A 15,356-nucleotide genomic window follows, 5' to 3' on the forward strand; every position below is an offset into this window, starting at 1 on the left:
CCGGGCGTGCTGTCGGCCTCCTGTCGGTCCGCTGTCAGCGGCGGTCCGGGTACGGCCCCGCCGGCGCCGAACGAGGCGAAGGGGACGAAAGACGCTGCCGCCCGCGCACCGGATGCGCCACGATGGCCCGATGGCGGCCCTCCGGGTGCTCGGACCGCTCGCCCTCGCCGACGGGTCGGTCGCGGTCGGGTCGGCGCGGCAGCGGCGCCTGCTCGCCGCCCTGGCGCTGCGCCTGGACGAGCCCGTGCCGGTGGACCTGCTCGCCGAGCTGGTCTGGGGCGCCACCCCGCCGGCCGACCCGGCGGGCGCCGTGCAGACGAACGTGGCGCGGCTGCGCCGGCTGCTGCCGCCGGGCCTCGTGGTCGAGACGACCCCGCGGGGCTACCGGCTGCGTGCCGACCGGACCGCGGTCGACGCCGCCGCCTTCACCGATCTGCTCGACGGCCTCGCCGCGGACGGGCACGACCCGGCCGCCCGGCTCGCCGTGCTCGACGCCGCCCTCGCGCTGTGGCGCGGGCGGCCCTTCGCCGACCTCGACCACCCCACCGTCGAGCCCGAGGTGGCGCGGCTCGACGAGCTGCACCGGCACGCCGTCGAGGAGCGGGCGACCGCCCTGCTCGAGGCGGGCCGGCCCGCCGACGCCGTCGCCGCGCTGGAACCGCTGGTCCGCGCCGAACCGCTGCGCGAGCGCGCCGTCGGCGTGCTGATGCGGGCGCTCGTCGCCGCCGGGCGCCAGGCCGAGGCGCTCGACGCCTACGCGGCGCTGCGCACCCGGCTGGCCGAGGAGCTGGGGCTGGACCCCTCACCGGAGCTGCGCGAGCTCGAGGGCCGGGTGCTGCGCCAGGAGCTCGCACCCCCGCCCACCGCACCGCCTCCGTCCGTCGCTCCCGGACGCACCGCGTCGCCTCGTCCGCCCGCCAACTCGTTCGTCGGGCGGAGCGCGGAGCTCGCCCTGGCCGCCGAGCTGCTCGACCGGTCCCGGCTGGTCACGCTCACCGGGCCCGGGGGCGTCGGCAAGACCCGGCTGGCCCGGCACGTCGCCGCGGAGGCCGGCGCGCGGTATCCCGACGGCGTCCTGCTCGTGGAGCTCGGCGACGGCGGCCCGGACGACGTCGAGTCCGCCCTGGCCGGGCTCCTGCGGATCATCGACGCCGACGCGGGCTCGCTGCGGGAGCGGATCGTCGAGGTGCTCGCGCCGCGGCGGCTGCTCCTGGTGCTGGACAACTGCGAGCACGTCGTCGAGCGGGCGGCGGCGCTGGCGGAGGCCGTGGTGGCGGGCGCGCCGGGCGTCGACGTCCTGGCCACCGGCCGGGAGGCGCTGCGGATCGACGCCGAGCAGTGCCTGCCCGTCGCCCCGCTCGGCCCGCCCGACGCGGCCCGGCTGCTGGCCGACCGGATCCGGGCGGGCGACCCCGCCGCGGTCGTCGACGGGGCGCTCGTCGACGAGATCTGCGCGCGGCTCGACGGGCTGCCGCTCGCCCTGGAGCTCGCCGCCGCCCGGGCCCTGCCGCTGGGGCTGGCCGGGCTGGTGGAGGCCCTCGACCGGCCCCTCGACGTGCTGCGCGGCGGGCGGCGCACGGCCGCCGCCCGGCACCGCTCGCTCCGCGACGTCGTCGCCTGGTCCTACGGCCTGCTCGACGAAGAGCAGCGCACGCTCTTCGACCGGATGGCCGTGTTCGCCGGGCCGGTCGAGCCGGCGGCGGTCGAGGCCGTGTGCGGCGACGCGGCGGCGCTGCCGGACCTGGTCGAGCGCTCGCTCGTCGTCCGGCGGGGGACGCGGTTCACGATGCTGGAGACCCTGCGCGCCTTCGGCCGGAGCCGGATCGCCGAGCGGGCGGAAGGGCCCGGCCTGCGGGCCCGGCACGCCGCGTGGGCCGCGGGCCTCGCGGCGGAGGTGAGCCGTGCGCGGCGCGGGCCCGGGGAGGCGGAGGCGGTGCGCCGGTTCGACGCCCACCTGGCCGATCTCCGGCGGGCCCACGCCTGGCTCGTCGAGAACGGGCCCCGCGACGACCTGCTGCGCCTCGCCGGGCTGTTCGCCGAGCTCGGCTACCTGCGCTGCCGGATCGATCTCGTCGACCCGGCCGAGGAGGCCCTGCGGGCGGCCGGGGTGGTGGGTGCCGACGGCCGCGTCGCGACCCGTCGGCTCTCCCCCGCCGCCGCCCGCACGGTGTACTTCGTCGCCTGCGCCTGCTGGCAGCGCGGGGACCTCGACCTGGCCGCGGCGCACGCGGACGCGTTGACCGCGCTCGGCTTCCCCGCCCACGGCCACGAGCTCTTCGCCAACCTCCACACCTTCGCCGGCCGGCTGTCCGAGGCCCGGACGGCGGCCGACGCGGCCCGCGCCGCTCTGCGGACGACCCCGCGGGACGACCCCGACGGACCCGACGACCACGTGGTGGTGGCCGCCCTCGTCGACCGGCTGTTGTGCACGACCTACGCCCGCGGCGACGACACCGGCGCCGACCCGGACACGACGGCGTTGGAGGCCGAGCTCGCCGGAGTCGCGGCCCGGTCCGGCGCGCCGACCGTGCGGGCCTGGGGCGAATATGCGCAGGGCGAGCACCGCACCGAGCAGGGCGACCCCGGGGCCGGGGCGCACCTGCGCGCCGCAGTGGCGCTGGCCGAGGAGGCCGACTCCACGTTCGTCGCCGGGATCGCCCGGCACACCCTGCTCACCTCGGCGGTCCGGCACGGCGACGCCCCGCTCGCCGAGCTGCGGCCGCTGCTGGAGCACTGGCACCGCTCCGGGTCCTGGACACACACCTGGGTCGCGATCCGCGCGCTGATCGAGGCGCTGTCCCGGCTTGGCCGGCACGCCGAGGCCGCCACGCTGCTCGGCGCGCTGCGGGCCAGCCCGCGCGCCACCCCGGCGTTCGGCCCGGACCTGGACCGCGAGCGCCGGGTCGAGGCGGCGGCCCGCACGGCGCTCGGCCCCCGGCTCGAGGCCGCGCTCACCAAGGGTGCGGGGCTCGACGACGCTGCGGCGTTCGCCCTGGCCCTGCGCCTGACGGGCGCCCCGGGCCCGGGTCCCTCGCTCGGGACTTAAGTCCCTAGAACCCGTTCCAAGTCTGGGCCAGGCTCGATGCTCGCGGCGGTGGGAGGGGACGCCCGGCCGGCGATCGGATCGAAGTCCGGACCCGACCCCGGACCGGTGCCGCGTGGGCTCGGCCGGAGGGCACGCCGGCCGAGCTCACTCATGTCGGGGTGGTCCGCATTCGGGAGCGCGCTGTGCTGGTCTCCGTTGTGCTGGTTACGGTCCGGCCATGAGCACCATCGTCGAGAAGGCCACCGAACTGCGCCGGCTGCACGAGGCGCCCGAGCTCCTGCTCGTCGTCAACGTCTGGGACGCGATCACCGCCCAGGTCGTCGCGCAGACCCCCGGCACCAGGGCCCTGGCCACCGCCAGCCACGGCATCGCCGCCTCCCGCGGCTACGAGGACGGCGAGAACATCCCACGCGACGAGATGATCGCCGAGGTCGGGCTGATCGCGCGGGTCGCCGGCGACCTGCCGGTGACCGCCGACCTCGAGGCGGGCTACGGCGACCCGGGCGGCACCATCGCGCGCGCCATCGACGTCGGCATCGTCGGCGCCAACCTCGAGGACCAGATGAAGCCGCTCGCCGACTCGGTCCGGGCGGTCGAGGCCGCGATCGCCGCCGGGGAGAAGGCGGGCGTGCCGTTCGTGCTCAACGCCCGCACGGACGCGTTCCTCAAGGCCGGCGACCGGGACGCCGAGGAGGTCCTCGCCGACGCGATCGAGCGCGGCCGCGCCTACCTCGAGGCGGGCGCAACCACCTTCTTCGTGCCGGGCAGGCTCGACGAGACCACGGTCGGCCGCCTCGTCGAGGCGCTGGGCGAGCGGAAGGTCAACCTCATCGGTGTGCCGGGGTCCATCCCGCTCGAGACCGCGCAGAGGCTCGGCGTCGCCCGGGTCTCCTACGGCCCGTGGAGCCAGAACGTCGCCCTGACCGCGCTGGCCGCGCTCGCCGAGGACGTCTACGCCGGCGGCGGGCTGCCCGCCGGCACCCGCCGGCTGAACTGACGCGGGCTCAGCCCCCGCGGCGCACGAGCATCTCGAGCGAGACGCGGGCGACCGGCAGGTAGAGGGCCAGGACCGGCCACGGCCCGTCGACCGTCAGCCAGGTCCGGGTGCCGGTCCCCTGCGGTTCCACGCCGTGGTCGAGCGACAGCCCGACCGGGCCGAACCGGACGTCCCAGGCCCAGGAGCCGGTGCCGGCGGGAGTGCCGTCCGGCCCCGGCGCCCCGGGTTCGTGGACCTCGGTGACCGTGAACGGCACGGCGAGCCGCAGCGGCCCCCGCACCCGTCCGGTCATGCCCGGGACCAGCCGGTCCGCGGAGGCGTCGACCCCGAGCAGGTACGGCGCCCACTCGGGCCAGCGTTGCGGGCGGGCGTAGCGGTCCCAGGCCTCGTCGGCCGGCACGGGGCCGGAGGCATGGATCGTGGTGCGCACGGTCCCGATCGTCGGTCACTCGGCGGCCTGCTGCGCGGCGGAGTACGCCAGCTGCAGGAAGTCCGCGCCCGCCAGGGCCGTGAAGGTGCCGATCACCAGCCGGGTCGGCCGGGGCGCGAACACCAGCCCGATCACCAGCCCGGTGGCGATCCAGAGGTCGAGGCAGAAGGGGCAGGTGAGGAGCTCGCCGATGCTGTGCCGCAGCGACGAGTCCTTCCGCGGCTCCTCCGTCACCTCGGACGGCCCCGACGTCTCCGCGAACGTCGCGAACGGCGCCCGGAGCGGGCTCGTCACGGCGTCCTTGGTGATCGTGCGGGAGAGCTTGTGGGTGGCCACGGTGAGCAGCACCAGGTCCGTGACCGACAGCCCCGGCAGCGTCCGCCGGGTCGCCGCCGCGATCCCCGCGACGGCGGCCACCACCGCGGCGAACGCGCCCATCACCACGGCGTAGCCGCTCAAGGGGCGGTCCGCCCCCTGCCGGTAGGTGTCCGCCTCGGAGCGGGCCCGGTCGTCGGCCACGGCCGCGACCTTCCGTGCCGTACCGGCCATGTGTCCTCCTGGTCTCGTGGGGCCGCCGGGTCAGACCCCGGTCGGCGCGGTCTCGGGTTCGGGGTCGTCGCGCGGCTCGGGGTGGACCGGTTCGAGCGCGGTGGTGTCGCCGCACCAGATCAGGGCGTCGTAGCGGTCGCCCAGGGTGGACGGCACGTAGTTGCCCCGGCGCTCGCGCCGCGGGTGGTAGACCACGCCGATCGCCCGGTGGTCCAGTGAGGTACGCAGCCACCGGGGCTGCTGGGACGGCGGCGGGAAGGACAGCACGGACGGCCCGTCGCCCACGGCCTCGTGCAGCAGGTCCTCGGCACTTGCCGGGCGGGCCTCCGGGACCCGCATCCGCTCGGCCGCCGCGCCCCAGGCCTCGCCGGCGAGCACCGTGCCGCGGTGCCCCGCCTGCCCCACGAGCACGACGCCCTCGTCGGCGTGCCGCTCGCGGGCCAGCTCGCCGAGGTTGGTCATGCCGTGTGCCGCCATGTCGGTGGCGTGGGCGTCGCCGATGTGCGTGTTGTGCGCCCACACCACGCCCTTCGAGCCCGGGCCCGCGTGGTCGAGGAGCCGGTCGAGCGTGTCGGCCATGTGGTGGTCGCGGACGTTCCACGACTCGGGGCCGCCGCGCACCGCGGTCCGGTAGTAGCGCTCGGCCCCGGCGACGACCGCCGCGTTCTGCTCGGCCACGAACCGCTCGTCCGCGGACCCGGTCTCGCCCCGGCTGTGCCCGGCGCACAGCTCCTGCAGCACCTCGACGACGGGCTCCTCGCAGTCCTCCGGGACCCACCGCGTGCGCCGCGCGTAGTCGAAGGGGTCGGGGCCGAACGGGTCGAAGCAGGCGTAGGCGGCCCGCGCGGTCTCGGCGAGCACCGGCTCGTGCTCGGCCAGCCAGTCGACGACCGCGCGCATCGAGCGGTGCAGGCTGTAGACGTCCAGGCCGTGGAAGCCGACCCGCTCGGCCGGCGGCCGCGCCGCGTTGTGGTCGTGCAGCCACCGCATCGCGTCCCGCACGGCGGTGTTCGCCCACATCCACGTGGGCCAGCGGTCGTAGCCGGCGAGGGCCTCGTCGGCCGTCGCGGGGCCCTCCGGGTCCCCGACCGCGTACCGGTGCAGCCTGCGGCAGTCCGGCCAGTCCCCCTCCACCGCGACGAACCGGAAGTCCTGCTCGGCGACCAACCGCCGGGTCAGCCGGTCCCGCCACGCGTAGAACTCGTGGGTGCCGTGCGACGCCTCGCCGATCAGCACCAGGCGGGCCCGCCCGGCGCGGGCGACCAGCTCGTCGAGGTCGGCGTCGTCGTCGAGGGGCCGCGCGAGGTCGCGGACGGCGGCGACGTCCCGGTCGCTGCGGGCGATCACCCGCCCCGCCTACCCGGCCACGGGCGGCTCAACCGGAGCGGGCGGAAGAGAGGCCGTGGTCCCGGGCGCCCGGGACCACGGCCCGCACCTAGAACCAGACCTTGCGGCCACCGACGGGCCGGCCGGTGCGGCCGAGGACCAGGAAGATCACGCCCAGGATCAGCAGGATCGCGCCGATGTAGTAGAGCAGGGACAACCCGGTCAGGAAGCCGACCACGAGAAGTATGAGTCCGAGGATGATCACGGCGTCTCCTTCGACGGCCGGGCACCCTGTGCGCCCGGTGGTGATCGCTTGTACCCGAACAGGTGATCATCCATGCGCCCGAAGGTCACGATCCGGCGACGGTGCGGGGCGTGTGCGTGTGCGCACGCGGGGGTAGCCGCAGGGCACGCGAGCAGCGGAGGTAGCCCCGTGAAGGTCGTCGCCGTCCTCTACCCGGACGAGCAACCCGACGAACACCCCGACGTCCTGGCCAGCGCCGCCCGCGGCCTCGACCTGGGCGACGACCTCCGGCAGGCCGGGCACGAGCTCGTCACCACCAGCGAGACCGGCGAGGCGCTCGACGCCGAGCTGGCCGACGCCGAGGTGCTGATCACGACCCCGTTCTGGCCCGTCTACCTCGACCGCGCGCGGATCGAGAAGGCGCCGGGGCTGAAGCTGGTGATCACCGCCGGCGTCGGCTCGGACCACGTGGAGTCCGACGCCGCGACCGAGCACGGGATCACGGTCACCGAGGTCACCGGCAGCAACGTGGTGAGCGTGGCCGAGCACAACGTGCTGCAGATCCTTGCGCTGGTGCGCAACTTCGTGCCCGCGCACGAGCAGGTGCGGCAGGGCCGCTGGGACGTCGCCGACGCCTCGCAGGAGGCCCACGACCTGGAGGGCAAGACCGTCGGGATCGTCGGCCTGGGCGCGATCGGCGCCCGCACGGCCCTGCGGCTGAAGGGCTTCGACGTGCGGATCCTGTACTACGCCCGGCACCGGCGCAGCCCGGCCGAGGAGGAGATCCTCGGCGTCCGCTACGCCCGGCTCGACGACCTGGTCCGCGAGTCCGACGTGGTCTGCGCGGCGCTGCCCCTGCAGCAGGGCAGCACGGCCCTGTTCGACGCCGACCGGATCGGGCAGATGAAGCCGGGCGCCTGGCTGGTCAACACCGCCCGCGGCGCGATCGTGGACACGGACGCCCTGCGCGACGCGGTCGGGTCCGGGCGGCTGGGCGGCTACGCCGGCGACGTCTGGTACCCGCAGCCCGCACCCGAGGACCACCCGTGGCGGACCATGCCGCGCAACGCCATGACCGTCCACTACTCGGGGATGACGATCGAGGCGCAGCGGCGGATCGCGGCCGGCGTCCGGGAGATCCTCGACGCCCACCTGGCCGGCGACCCGCCGCCGGAGGACTACGTCGTCGCCGCGCCCGGCGACTGACGGGACCCGGTCAGCCGCCCTCGATCCACACCGTCTTGGCGTTGACGAAGGTGCGCGGCCCGAACCCGGCGAGCTCCCGGCCGTAGCCGGAGTTCTTGGCGCCGCCGAACGGCACCTCCGGGGTCGACTCGGTGAACCGGTTGACGTAGATCATCCCGGTCTCGATCTCCCGCACCAGCCGCTCCTGCTCGGCCTCGTCGGTGGTCCACACGCTGCCGCCGAGGCCGAAGGGCGAGTCGTTCGCGATCCGGATGGCGTCGTCGAGGTCCTGCGCGCGCCAGACCGACGCGACCGGTCCGAACAGCTCCTCGCGGTGCGCGGGCGAACCGTCGGGGATGTCCGCCAGCACCGTCGGCGGGTAGTAGAAGCCCGGGCCGCTCCCCGGCTCCCCGCCCGTGACGAGCGTGGCGCCGGCGGCGACGGTGTCGCGGACCTGCTGGTCGAGGGTCTTCACGGCGTCGCCCGAGGACAACGGCCCGACGTCCGTGTTCTCGTCCATCGGGTCGCCGACGGTCAGCGCCGCCATCGCCTCGCCCAGCCGGCGGGTGAACTCGTCCGCGACATCGGTGTGCACGATGAACCGCTTCGCGTTGATGCAGGACTGGCCGTTGTTCAGGGTCCGCGAGGTCACGGCGTTGCGGACGGCCGTGTCCAGGTCGGCCGAGGGCAGCACGACGAACGGGTCGCTGCCACCCAGCTCGAGGACGCTGGTCTTGATCTGCTTCCCGGCCGCGGCGGCGACCGCCCGGCCCGCCGCCTCGCTGCCCGTCAGGGTCACCGCCCGGACCCGGTCGTCGGAGATCACCTTCTCGATCTCGGACGAGCCGATCAGCAGCGTCTGGAACACGTTCTCCGGGAACCCGGCGCGCAGGAACACGTCCTCGATCGCCAGGGCGCACTGCGGCACGTTCGACGCGTGCTTGAGCAGGCCGGTGTTGCCCGCCATCAGCGCCGGCGCGGCGAACCGGAACACCTGCCAGTACGGGAAGTTCCAGGGCATCACCGCCAGCACGGGCCCGAGCGGCTCGTACCGGGTGAGCACCCGGGCGCCCTCCACCTCGTGCGGCACGTCGGCGAGCATCGCCTGGGCGTTGTCCGCGTAGTAGCGGCACCCCTTGGCGCACTTGTGCACCTCGGCGACGGCGGAGCCGAACGTCTTGCCGACCTCCCGCGTCGCGATGCGGCCGAGCTCCTCGGCCTCGTCGTCGAGCCGCTGGGCCAGGCCCCGGAACAGCTCCGCCCGGCGCTCCGCCGGGACGTCCCGCCAGTGCCGGAAGGCGGTCGCGGAGGCCATGATCTTCGCGTCGAGCTGCTCGGCGGTGAGCGCGTCGAAGGTCTTCAACTGGTCGCCGGTGCTGGGGTCGATCGTCGCGATGGCCATGCCCCACGGGTACCGCGCGCGGCGCCGGATCATGCCGTGTGCCGGGATGGACCGGGGAGATCCGGGAAGTCCCCGTGCATGGAGACCGAACTGACCCTGCGGGTCGACGGCGCCACCCACCACCTCCGCGTCGACACCCGGACCTCGCTGCTCGACGCGCTGCGGCAGCGGCTCGGGGCCACGAGCCCCAAGAAGGGGTGCGACCACGGCCAGTGCGGCGCGTGCACCGTGCTCGTCGGCGGCCGCCGCATCCTGGGCTGCCTCGCCCTCGCCGTGGCCTACGACGGCGCCGAGGTCACGACGGCGGCCGGGCTCGCGCCGGGCCCGGACGAGGACCACCCGGTGCATCGCGCGTTCGTGGACCACGATGCCTTCCAGTGCGGCTACTGCACCCCCGGACAGGTGTGCTCGGCCGTCGGCGTGCTCGACGAGCTGGAGCGCGGCTGGCCCAGCGCCGCCACCGCCGACGTGGCGGGCGGGCCGGACCTGGGCGACCCGGAGGCCCTCGACCGGGAGATCGCGGAGCGGATGAGCGGCAACCTCTGCCGCTGCGGCGCCTACAAGGGCATCCGCGCGGCGCTGGCCGAGGTCGCGGAAGGGGTGCGCCGATGAGGCCCTTCGCCTACGCCACCCCGCCCGACGCGCGCGAGGCCGTCCTCGCCGTGGCCGAGCGGCCCGACGCCGCGTTCCTCGCGGGCGGCACCAACCTCGTCGACCACCTGCGCCTGGGCGTGGCCACGCCCGGCCTGCTGGTCGACGTCACCGCGCTGACCTCCGCCGAGATCGAGGACCTGCCGGACGGCGGGCTGCGCCTCGGCGCCGCCGTGCGGAACTCCGACCTCGCGGCCGATCCCCGGGTCCGCGGGCGCTACCCCGTGCTGGCCGAGGCGCTCCTCGCCGGCGCCTCCGGGCAGCTGCGCAACATGGCCACGACCGGCGGGAACCCGCTGCAGCGCACCCGCTGCGTGTACTTCCAGGACGTCACGACGCCGTGCAACAAGCGCGAGCCCGGCTCGGGCTGCGCGGCGATCGGCGGGGCGACCCGCAACCACGCGATCCTCGGCACCTCGGGGCGGTGCATCGCCACGCACCCGTCGGACATGGCGGTCGCGCTGGCCGCCCTCGACGCGCAGGTGCACGTGCTCGGGCCGGACGGGGAACGCACCGTCCCCTTCACCGACCTGCACACCCTGCCCGGGGACACCCCCGAGCGGGACACCGTGCTCGGGCACGGCGAGCTGATCACCGCGATCGACGTGCCGGCGGCGCCGATCGCCGCGCGTTCCCGGTACCGGAAGGTGCGGGACCGGGCCTCGTACGCCTTCGCCCTGGTGTCCGTGGCCGCCTGCCTCGACGTGGCCGGCGGCCGGATCCGCGACGCGCGGCTCGCGTTCGGCGGGGTGGCGCACAAGCCCTGGCGGGCGCACCGGGCCGAGGAGGCGCTGCGCGGCGCCCCCGCCACCGACGAGTCCTACCGCGCCGCCGCCGGGGTCGAGCTGGCCGACGCCCGCCCGCAGGAGGGGTTCGACGGCGGCAACGCGTTCAAGATCCCGCTGCTCACCGGGACATTGGTGAGCACCCTGCGCGCGCTGGCCGGAGAGGAGACCCGCGCATGACCGCCACCCTGGAACCGAGGGCCATCGGGCGCGGCCTCGCCCGCCGCGACGGCGGGGCGAAGGTCCGCGGCGTGGCGATCTACGCCGACGAGACGCCGGTCCCCGACCCGCTCTTCTGCCGGATCGTGCAGGCCACCGTCGCCCGCGGCCGCGTCTCCGACGTCGACACCGCCGGAGCCACGGCGCTCGACGGCGTCGTCGGCGTGATGACCAGCACCGAGGCCGAGCGCCTCGCCTCCACCGACGACGCCGAGCTCGCGGTGCTGCAGGGCACCGAGGTCGGCTTCCGCGGGCAGATCGTGGCCGCGGTGCTGGCGGAGACGGACGAGGTGGCCCGCGAGGCCGCGGACCTGGTCCGCGTGACGTACGCCGAGGAGCAGGCCGACGCGCGGCTCTCGGCCGACCGCGGCGACCTCTACACCCCGGAATCGGTCAACCCCACCTATCCCCCGGACACGCACGAGGGCGACGTGGCCGCGGCGATGGCCGAGGCCCCCGTGACGGTCGAGCAGACGTACACCACGCCGATGCACCACAACAATCCGATGGAGCCGCACGCGACGACGGCCCTCTGGGAGGACGGGCACCTCACCCTCTGGGACTCCACCCAGGGCGTGCACCCCGTCCGGCAGACGGTCACGCAGATCTTCGGGCTGGAGCCCGAGCAGGTGCGGGTGGTGTGCCCGTACGTCGGCGGCGGCTTCGGGTCGAAGGGCAACCCGCACGCCAACGTGATCATGGCGGCGATGGCGGCCCGCGCGGTGCCCGGCCGGCCGGTCCGGCTCGCGCTCACCCGCCAGCAGATGTTCTCCCTCGCCGGCTACCGCACCCCCACCATCCAGCGGATGCAGCTCGCCGCCGAACGGGACGGGACGTTGCGCGGCATCGCGATCGACGTCGTCGAGCAGACCTCGCGGATCAAGGAGTTCGCCGAGCAGACGGGCGTGCCGACCCGGAACATGTACGCCGCGCCGAACCGGCGGACCACGCACCGGCTGGCGGCGCTCGACGTCCCGGTCCCGTCGTGGATGCGGGCGCCGGGCGAGTGCCCGGGCATGTTCGGGCCCGAGGTCGCGATGGACGAGCTCGCCGCCGAGCTGGGCCTCGACCCGGTCGAGCTGCGGATCCGCAACGAGCCCGAGGTCGACCCGGAGACCGGGAAGCCGTTCTCCTCCCGCAACCTGGTGGCCTGCCTGCGCGAGGGCGCCGCGCGGTTCGGCTGGGCCGGCCGTGACCACCGCCCCGGCATGCGTCTCGAGGACGGGTGGTGGGTCGGCACCGGAGTGGCGGCGTCGGTCTACCCGACGATGCGGATGCCGAAGTCGACGGCCACGGTCACCTACGACGGCGGCCGGTACGTCGCGCGGATCGGCGCCGCCGACCTCGGCACCGGCACCTGGACCGTCCTCCCGCAGATCGCCGCCGACGCGCTCGACGTCCCGGTCGAGGACGTCGACGTGCTGATCGGCGACACCGACCACCCCGAGGCCTCGGTCGCGGGCGGCTCGTCCGGCACCACGACCTGGGGATCGGCGCTGGTCGAGGCGGTGCGGGAGTTCCGGGACAAGTACGGGGAGGACCCGCACGACGGCGACGCGGCCTCCGGGTCGGTGAACCCGAACGCGGCCGAGGAGGACTACGTGATGTCCGCCTTCGGTGCCCAGTTCGCCGAGGTCCGGGTGCACGCCGACACCGGCGAGGTCCGGGTGCCGCGGCTGTACGGGGTGTTCGCGGCGGGGCGGATCGTCAACCCGCGGCTGGCCCGCTCGCAGTTCCTGGGCGGCATGACGATGGGGCTGGGTATGGCCCTGCACGAGCAGAGCCTGCTCGACCCGCGCACCGGGCACGTCGTGAACCACGACCTGGCCGAGTACCACGTGCCGGCCAACGCGGACGTCGACGACCTGCAGGCGCACTGGGTCGACGAGGACGACCCGTACGTCAACGCCATGGGGTCCAAGGGGATCGGCGAGATCGGCATCGTCGGGACGGCCGCGGCGGTGGCCAACGCCGCCTGGCACGCCACCGGTGTGCGGGTGCGGGACCTGCCCGTCACCCTCGACCGGGTGCTGCCGGCGCGCTGACCCGCGCGCCGTCCGGGTCCGTGTCGGCGAGCGCGTCGAGCAGGATCCGGGCGGTGCCGGCGGTGTCCACCGCGGGCGCCCAGCCCAGCTCGCGGCGGGCCCGCCCCGTGTCCATCGCCGGGGTGTCCACGGCCAGGTCGAACCAGCCCGTGGTCGCGCCGAGCACGTGCAGCCGGTTCAGCAGGCCGAGCACGCCCCGCACCAGTGCCCGCGGCACCCGCACCGGGCGGGCGCCGGCGACGGCGGCGAGCTCCCGGGTGCCGAGCGCGTCCGCGGCCACGTTGAAGGCCCCGGCCGCGCGCCGGTCGAGGGCGGCGGCCACGGCGCGGCCGAGGTCGTCGGCGTGCACCAGCTGCAGGACGAGCCCGGACGGCAACGGCAGCACCGGGATGCGCCCGGCGCGGAGGGCGCGCAGCAGCGCCGTCGGCACGACCGGGCCGAGGAACAGGCGCCGCATCCGGGCCGCGGCGTCCGACCGGACCACCAGCGCGGCCCGGACCCGGGTCACCGCGACGCCGGGGTGGGCGCGCCCGAAGTCGTCGAGCATCGCCTCCGCGGCGACCTTGTCCCGGCTGTAGAGCGAGCCCGGGTGCGCCCGGACCGGCCAGGCCTCGTCGACCGGGCGGGCGGGCCCACCGGGCGGGTGCGGGCCGTACACCGCCTGCGACGACAGGAAGACGACCTGCCCGACGCCCGCGCGGCCGGCGGCGTCGAGCACGGCGGCGGTGCCGTCGAGGTCGACGCTGCGCGGCGTCGACGCGTCGCCGACCGGCTGGATCGCCCACGCCAGGTGCACGACGGCGTCGGCGCCGCGCAGGAGCTCCGCCAGCCGGTCCGCGGTGTCCGCGGCCAGCAGGTCCAGCGGGTGCCAGGTGACCCGGCCGGTCCGGGGCGCGTCCTCCGGCGGGTGCCGGCACACCGCGCGCACAATCACCTCGGGCCGCTCCGCCAGGGCGTCGAGCAGCCCGGAACCCACGGTCCCGGACGCCCCGACCACCACGACCGTGCGCGCGGGACCCGTCATGGGGAGGTGCCGCCGTCGAGCCCCTCCCGCAGCTGCGCGAGGGTGCGGGCGAGCAGCCGGGAGACGTGCATCTGGGAGATGCCGACGCGCTGGGCGATCTGGGTCTGGGTCATCTCGCCGAAGAACCGCAGCGTGAGGATGAGCCGCTCCCGCTCGGGCAGCGCGGAGATCAGCGGGCGCAGCGACTCGCGGTGGTCGACGTGCTCGAGCGCCTTGTCGACCTCGCCGAGGGTGTCGGCGACCGGCTGGTCGTCCGCGTCGTCGACGGCGGTGAGCGAGCCGGCGTGCTGGTTCGCCTTGGCCGCCAGGGCCTCGACGATCTCCTCGCGGTCCACGCCCAGGTGCCGGGCCAGCTCGCTGGGCTTCGGCGCGCGCCCGAGCTCGTGCGCCAGCGGGCCCGAGGCCTTGCCGATCGCGACACTGAGCTCCTTGAGCCGCCGCGGCACCCGCATCGACCAGGTCCGGTCGCGGAAGTAGCGCAGCATCTCCCCGCGGACGCACGGGATCAGGTAGCCGAGGAAGTCCCCGCCGGCGCGCTCGGGGTCCCAGCGGTCGATCGCCGAGATCAGCCCGATCGTGCCCACCTGCACCAGGTCCTCGATGCCGGCGCGGTAGCCCGCGCCGTGGCGCTGCGCGAGGTGGCGGACCACCGGCAGGAAGGCCAGGACGAGGTCGGACCGCAGCCGGTCGCGGTCGGGGTGGCCGGCCGGCAGCGCGGCGAAGCGCTCCAGCACGGGCATCTGGTCGGCGTACTCGCTGGGGCCCTGGGTCCGCTCGGCGGTGCGAGAATCCTGGACGGGCTCGGGAACCGTGTTCGGCGCGGTCATGGGGCCTCCTACACGTCGGTGGACGTCAGAGGCAGCTGGCTGTACCTCGGTCGAGCGGCGCGCGACGGGTGGTGGGCGCACTCGGGGCGTCGATCGTGCATCGGTCGCACCTCGACCGTACAAGCGCCCTCCGGGGGGCGCGCGTCGAGTTCGGCCCGGACGCATGGGTCGGACGCACCGGGGTATGACGCGCGACACATCGTTCCGGCAGGACCCCCGCGAAGGAGACCCGATGACCGTCCGGCCCGCCCCCGCCCGACCCGTTGCGCCCGCCCCCCGACCTCCCGCGACGCCCGACGTGGCGGCCGTGCTCGGCCCCTTCGTCGCGTGGCTGGCGAGCCGTGAGCCGTACGAGGGCCTGCGCCGCAGACAGGTGCGGGTGGTCGAGCGGTTCCTGCGGTGGGCCGCCGCCGACCGCGGCGATCCGCGCACGCGGCGGGAGCGCTTCGAGTCCGAGATCGGCGTCGGCGGCACCGCGGAGGCGCAGGCCGTCGGATCGGCGCTGGACCGGCTCGCGGAACACCGTCGCATCCTCGCCATCGCCCCCTTCCTCGACGACTGACGGAGGACCGACGACGGCGACCGCGACGGACACGACAGCGACGACGGTGAGGACGACGGCGGGC

The 15,356-nt window shown here is 75.8% G+C and carries 14 protein-coding genes; 7 read left to right on the forward strand and 7 right to left on the reverse strand.

Translation table 11 applies throughout. The features are described from left to right. The first annotated feature begins 130 nt into the window (after positions 1-130). Together PKE99_RS21520 and PKE99_RS21525 are read left to right on the forward strand one after the other, a co-directional pair. Positions 131-3,046 carry an ATP-binding protein gene (locus PKE99_RS21520; RefSeq protein ID WP_037044169.1) on the forward strand — a complete coding sequence of 972 codons (2,916 nt, stop codon included), beginning with the start codon at positions 131-133 and terminating at the stop codon, positions 3,044-3,046. A gap of 217 nt (positions 3,047-3,263) precedes the next feature. Next, positions 3,264-4,043: an isocitrate lyase/PEP mutase family protein gene (locus tag PKE99_RS21525; protein WP_037044168.1), complete on the forward strand. Its 780-nt coding sequence runs from the start codon at positions 3,264-3,266 to the stop codon at positions 4,041-4,043. Positions 4,044-4,050: 7 nt separating this feature from the next. On the opposite strand, the gene PKE99_RS21530 is transcribed toward PKE99_RS21525, so the two are convergent. The 4 genes from PKE99_RS21530 to PKE99_RS21545 form a co-directional block, all read right to left on the reverse strand. Continuing rightward, positions 4,051-4,473, reverse strand: coding sequence for an SRPBCC family protein (locus PKE99_RS21530; protein WP_037044166.1), 423 nt, complete (start codon positions 4,471-4,473; stop codon positions 4,051-4,053). 15 nt (positions 4,474-4,488) lie between these two features. Continuing rightward, the gene (locus tag PKE99_RS21535; RefSeq protein WP_037044164.1) at positions 4,489-5,022 is read right to left on the reverse strand and encodes a DUF1360 domain-containing protein; all 534 of its coding nucleotides are present in this window, start codon (positions 5,020-5,022) and stop codon (positions 4,489-4,491) included. 30 nt (positions 5,023-5,052) lie between these two features. Then, on the reverse strand, positions 5,053-6,369 hold the full coding sequence (locus PKE99_RS21540) for an erythromycin esterase family protein (protein ID WP_037044161.1): 1,317 nt from the start codon (positions 6,367-6,369) through the stop codon (positions 5,053-5,055). 88 nt (positions 6,370-6,457) lie between these two features. Then, positions 6,458-6,613 carry a hypothetical protein gene (locus PKE99_RS21545; protein WP_197040567.1) on the reverse strand — a complete coding sequence of 52 codons (156 nt, stop codon included), beginning with the start codon at positions 6,611-6,613 and terminating at the stop codon, positions 6,458-6,460. Positions 6,614-6,781: 168 nt separating this feature from the next. Between PKE99_RS21545 and PKE99_RS21550 the strand changes: the two genes are divergently transcribed. After that, a complete protein-coding gene (locus PKE99_RS21550; protein WP_037044159.1) occupies positions 6,782-7,798 on the forward strand; it encodes an NAD-dependent formate dehydrogenase in 1,017 nt (338 codons plus the stop codon). Between the two features lie 10 nt (positions 7,799-7,808). Here the strand turns inward: PKE99_RS21550 and PKE99_RS21555 are convergent, their stop codons facing one another. Then, positions 7,809-9,179, reverse strand: coding sequence for an NAD-dependent succinate-semialdehyde dehydrogenase (locus PKE99_RS21555; protein ID WP_037044483.1), 1,371 nt, complete (start codon positions 9,177-9,179; stop codon positions 7,809-7,811). 78 nt (positions 9,180-9,257) lie between these two features. On the opposite strand from PKE99_RS21555, the gene PKE99_RS21560 reads away from it, so the two are divergent. From PKE99_RS21560 to PKE99_RS21570, 3 genes are read left to right on the forward strand one after another with little or no spacing between them, the layout of a single operon-like run. Further along, a complete protein-coding gene (locus PKE99_RS21560) occupies positions 9,258-9,791 on the forward strand; it encodes a 2Fe-2S iron-sulfur cluster-binding protein (protein WP_037044156.1) in 534 nt (177 codons plus the stop codon). Further along, entirely contained in the window at positions 9,788-10,795 is a 1,008-nt protein-coding gene (locus PKE99_RS21565; protein ID WP_037044154.1) for an FAD binding domain-containing protein, read from the forward strand. The genes PKE99_RS21560 and PKE99_RS21565 overlap by 4 nt, the downstream gene beginning before the upstream one ends. Then, the gene (locus PKE99_RS21570; RefSeq protein ID WP_037044152.1) at positions 10,792-12,879 is read left to right on the forward strand and encodes a xanthine dehydrogenase family protein molybdopterin-binding subunit; all 2,088 of its coding nucleotides are present in this window, start codon (positions 10,792-10,794) and stop codon (positions 12,877-12,879) included. Before PKE99_RS21565 ends, PKE99_RS21570 begins: the two co-directional genes overlap by 4 nt. Here PKE99_RS21570 and PKE99_RS21575 read toward each other — a convergent pair. Both PKE99_RS21575 and PKE99_RS21580 read right to left on the reverse strand, forming a co-directional pair. Further along, complete coding sequence (locus tag PKE99_RS21575; RefSeq protein ID WP_051737215.1) at positions 12,848-13,903, reverse strand: NAD-dependent epimerase/dehydratase family protein; 1,056 nt, start codon at positions 13,901-13,903, stop codon at positions 12,848-12,850. The two genes, PKE99_RS21570 and PKE99_RS21575, sit on opposite strands and share 32 nt — an antisense overlap. Continuing rightward, the gene (locus tag PKE99_RS21580) at positions 13,900-14,730 is read right to left on the reverse strand and encodes a SigB/SigF/SigG family RNA polymerase sigma factor (RefSeq protein ID WP_037044150.1); all 831 of its coding nucleotides are present in this window, start codon (positions 14,728-14,730) and stop codon (positions 13,900-13,902) included. Before PKE99_RS21580 ends, PKE99_RS21575 begins: the two co-directional genes overlap by 4 nt. Before the next feature lie 232 nt (positions 14,731-14,962). Between PKE99_RS21580 and PKE99_RS21585 the strand changes: the two genes are divergently transcribed. Next, the gene (locus PKE99_RS21585; RefSeq protein WP_156067440.1) at positions 14,963-15,292 is read left to right on the forward strand and encodes a hypothetical protein; all 330 of its coding nucleotides are present in this window, start codon (positions 14,963-14,965) and stop codon (positions 15,290-15,292) included. Positions 15,293-15,356 lie beyond the last annotated feature (64 nt).

This window comes from Pseudonocardia halophobica (assembly GCF_027922425.1).
Classification (GTDB): domain Bacteria; phylum Actinomycetota; class Actinomycetes; order Mycobacteriales; family Pseudonocardiaceae; genus Pseudonocardia; species Pseudonocardia halophobica.

What these genes read in the sequence shown, in the direction of transcription:
- PKE99_RS21520 (WP_037044169.1), top strand. Translation starts at nt 131, where the DNA reads ATGGCGGCCCTCCGGGTGCTCGGACCGCTCGCCCTCGCCGACGGGTCG.
- PKE99_RS21525 (WP_037044168.1), top strand. Translation starts at nt 3,264, where the DNA reads ATGAGCACCATCGTCGAGAAGGCCACCGAACTGCGCCGGCTGCACGAG.
- PKE99_RS21535 (WP_037044164.1), bottom strand. Translation starts at nt 5,022, where the DNA reads ATGGCCGGTACGGCACGGAAGGTCGCGGCCGTGGCCGACGACCGGGCC.
- PKE99_RS21555 (WP_037044483.1), bottom strand. Translation starts at nt 9,179, where the DNA reads ATGGCCATCGCGACGATCGACCCCAGCACCGGCGACCAGTTGAAGACC.
- PKE99_RS21560 (WP_037044156.1), top strand. Translation starts at nt 9,258, where the DNA reads ATGGAGACCGAACTGACCCTGCGGGTCGACGGCGCCACCCACCACCTC.
- PKE99_RS21565 (WP_037044154.1), top strand. Translation starts at nt 9,788, where the DNA reads ATGAGGCCCTTCGCCTACGCCACCCCGCCCGACGCGCGCGAGGCCGTC.
- PKE99_RS21570 (WP_037044152.1), top strand. Translation starts at nt 10,792, where the DNA reads ATGACCGCCACCCTGGAACCGAGGGCCATCGGGCGCGGCCTCGCCCGC.
- PKE99_RS21575 (WP_051737215.1), bottom strand. Translation starts at nt 13,903, where the DNA reads ATGACGGGTCCCGCGCGCACGGTCGTGGTGGTCGGGGCGTCCGGGACC.
- PKE99_RS21580 (WP_037044150.1), bottom strand. Translation starts at nt 14,730, where the DNA reads ATGACCGCGCCGAACACGGTTCCCGAGCCCGTCCAGGATTCTCGCACC.
- PKE99_RS21585 (WP_156067440.1), top strand. Translation starts at nt 14,963, where the DNA reads ATGACCGTCCGGCCCGCCCCCGCCCGACCCGTTGCGCCCGCCCCCCGA.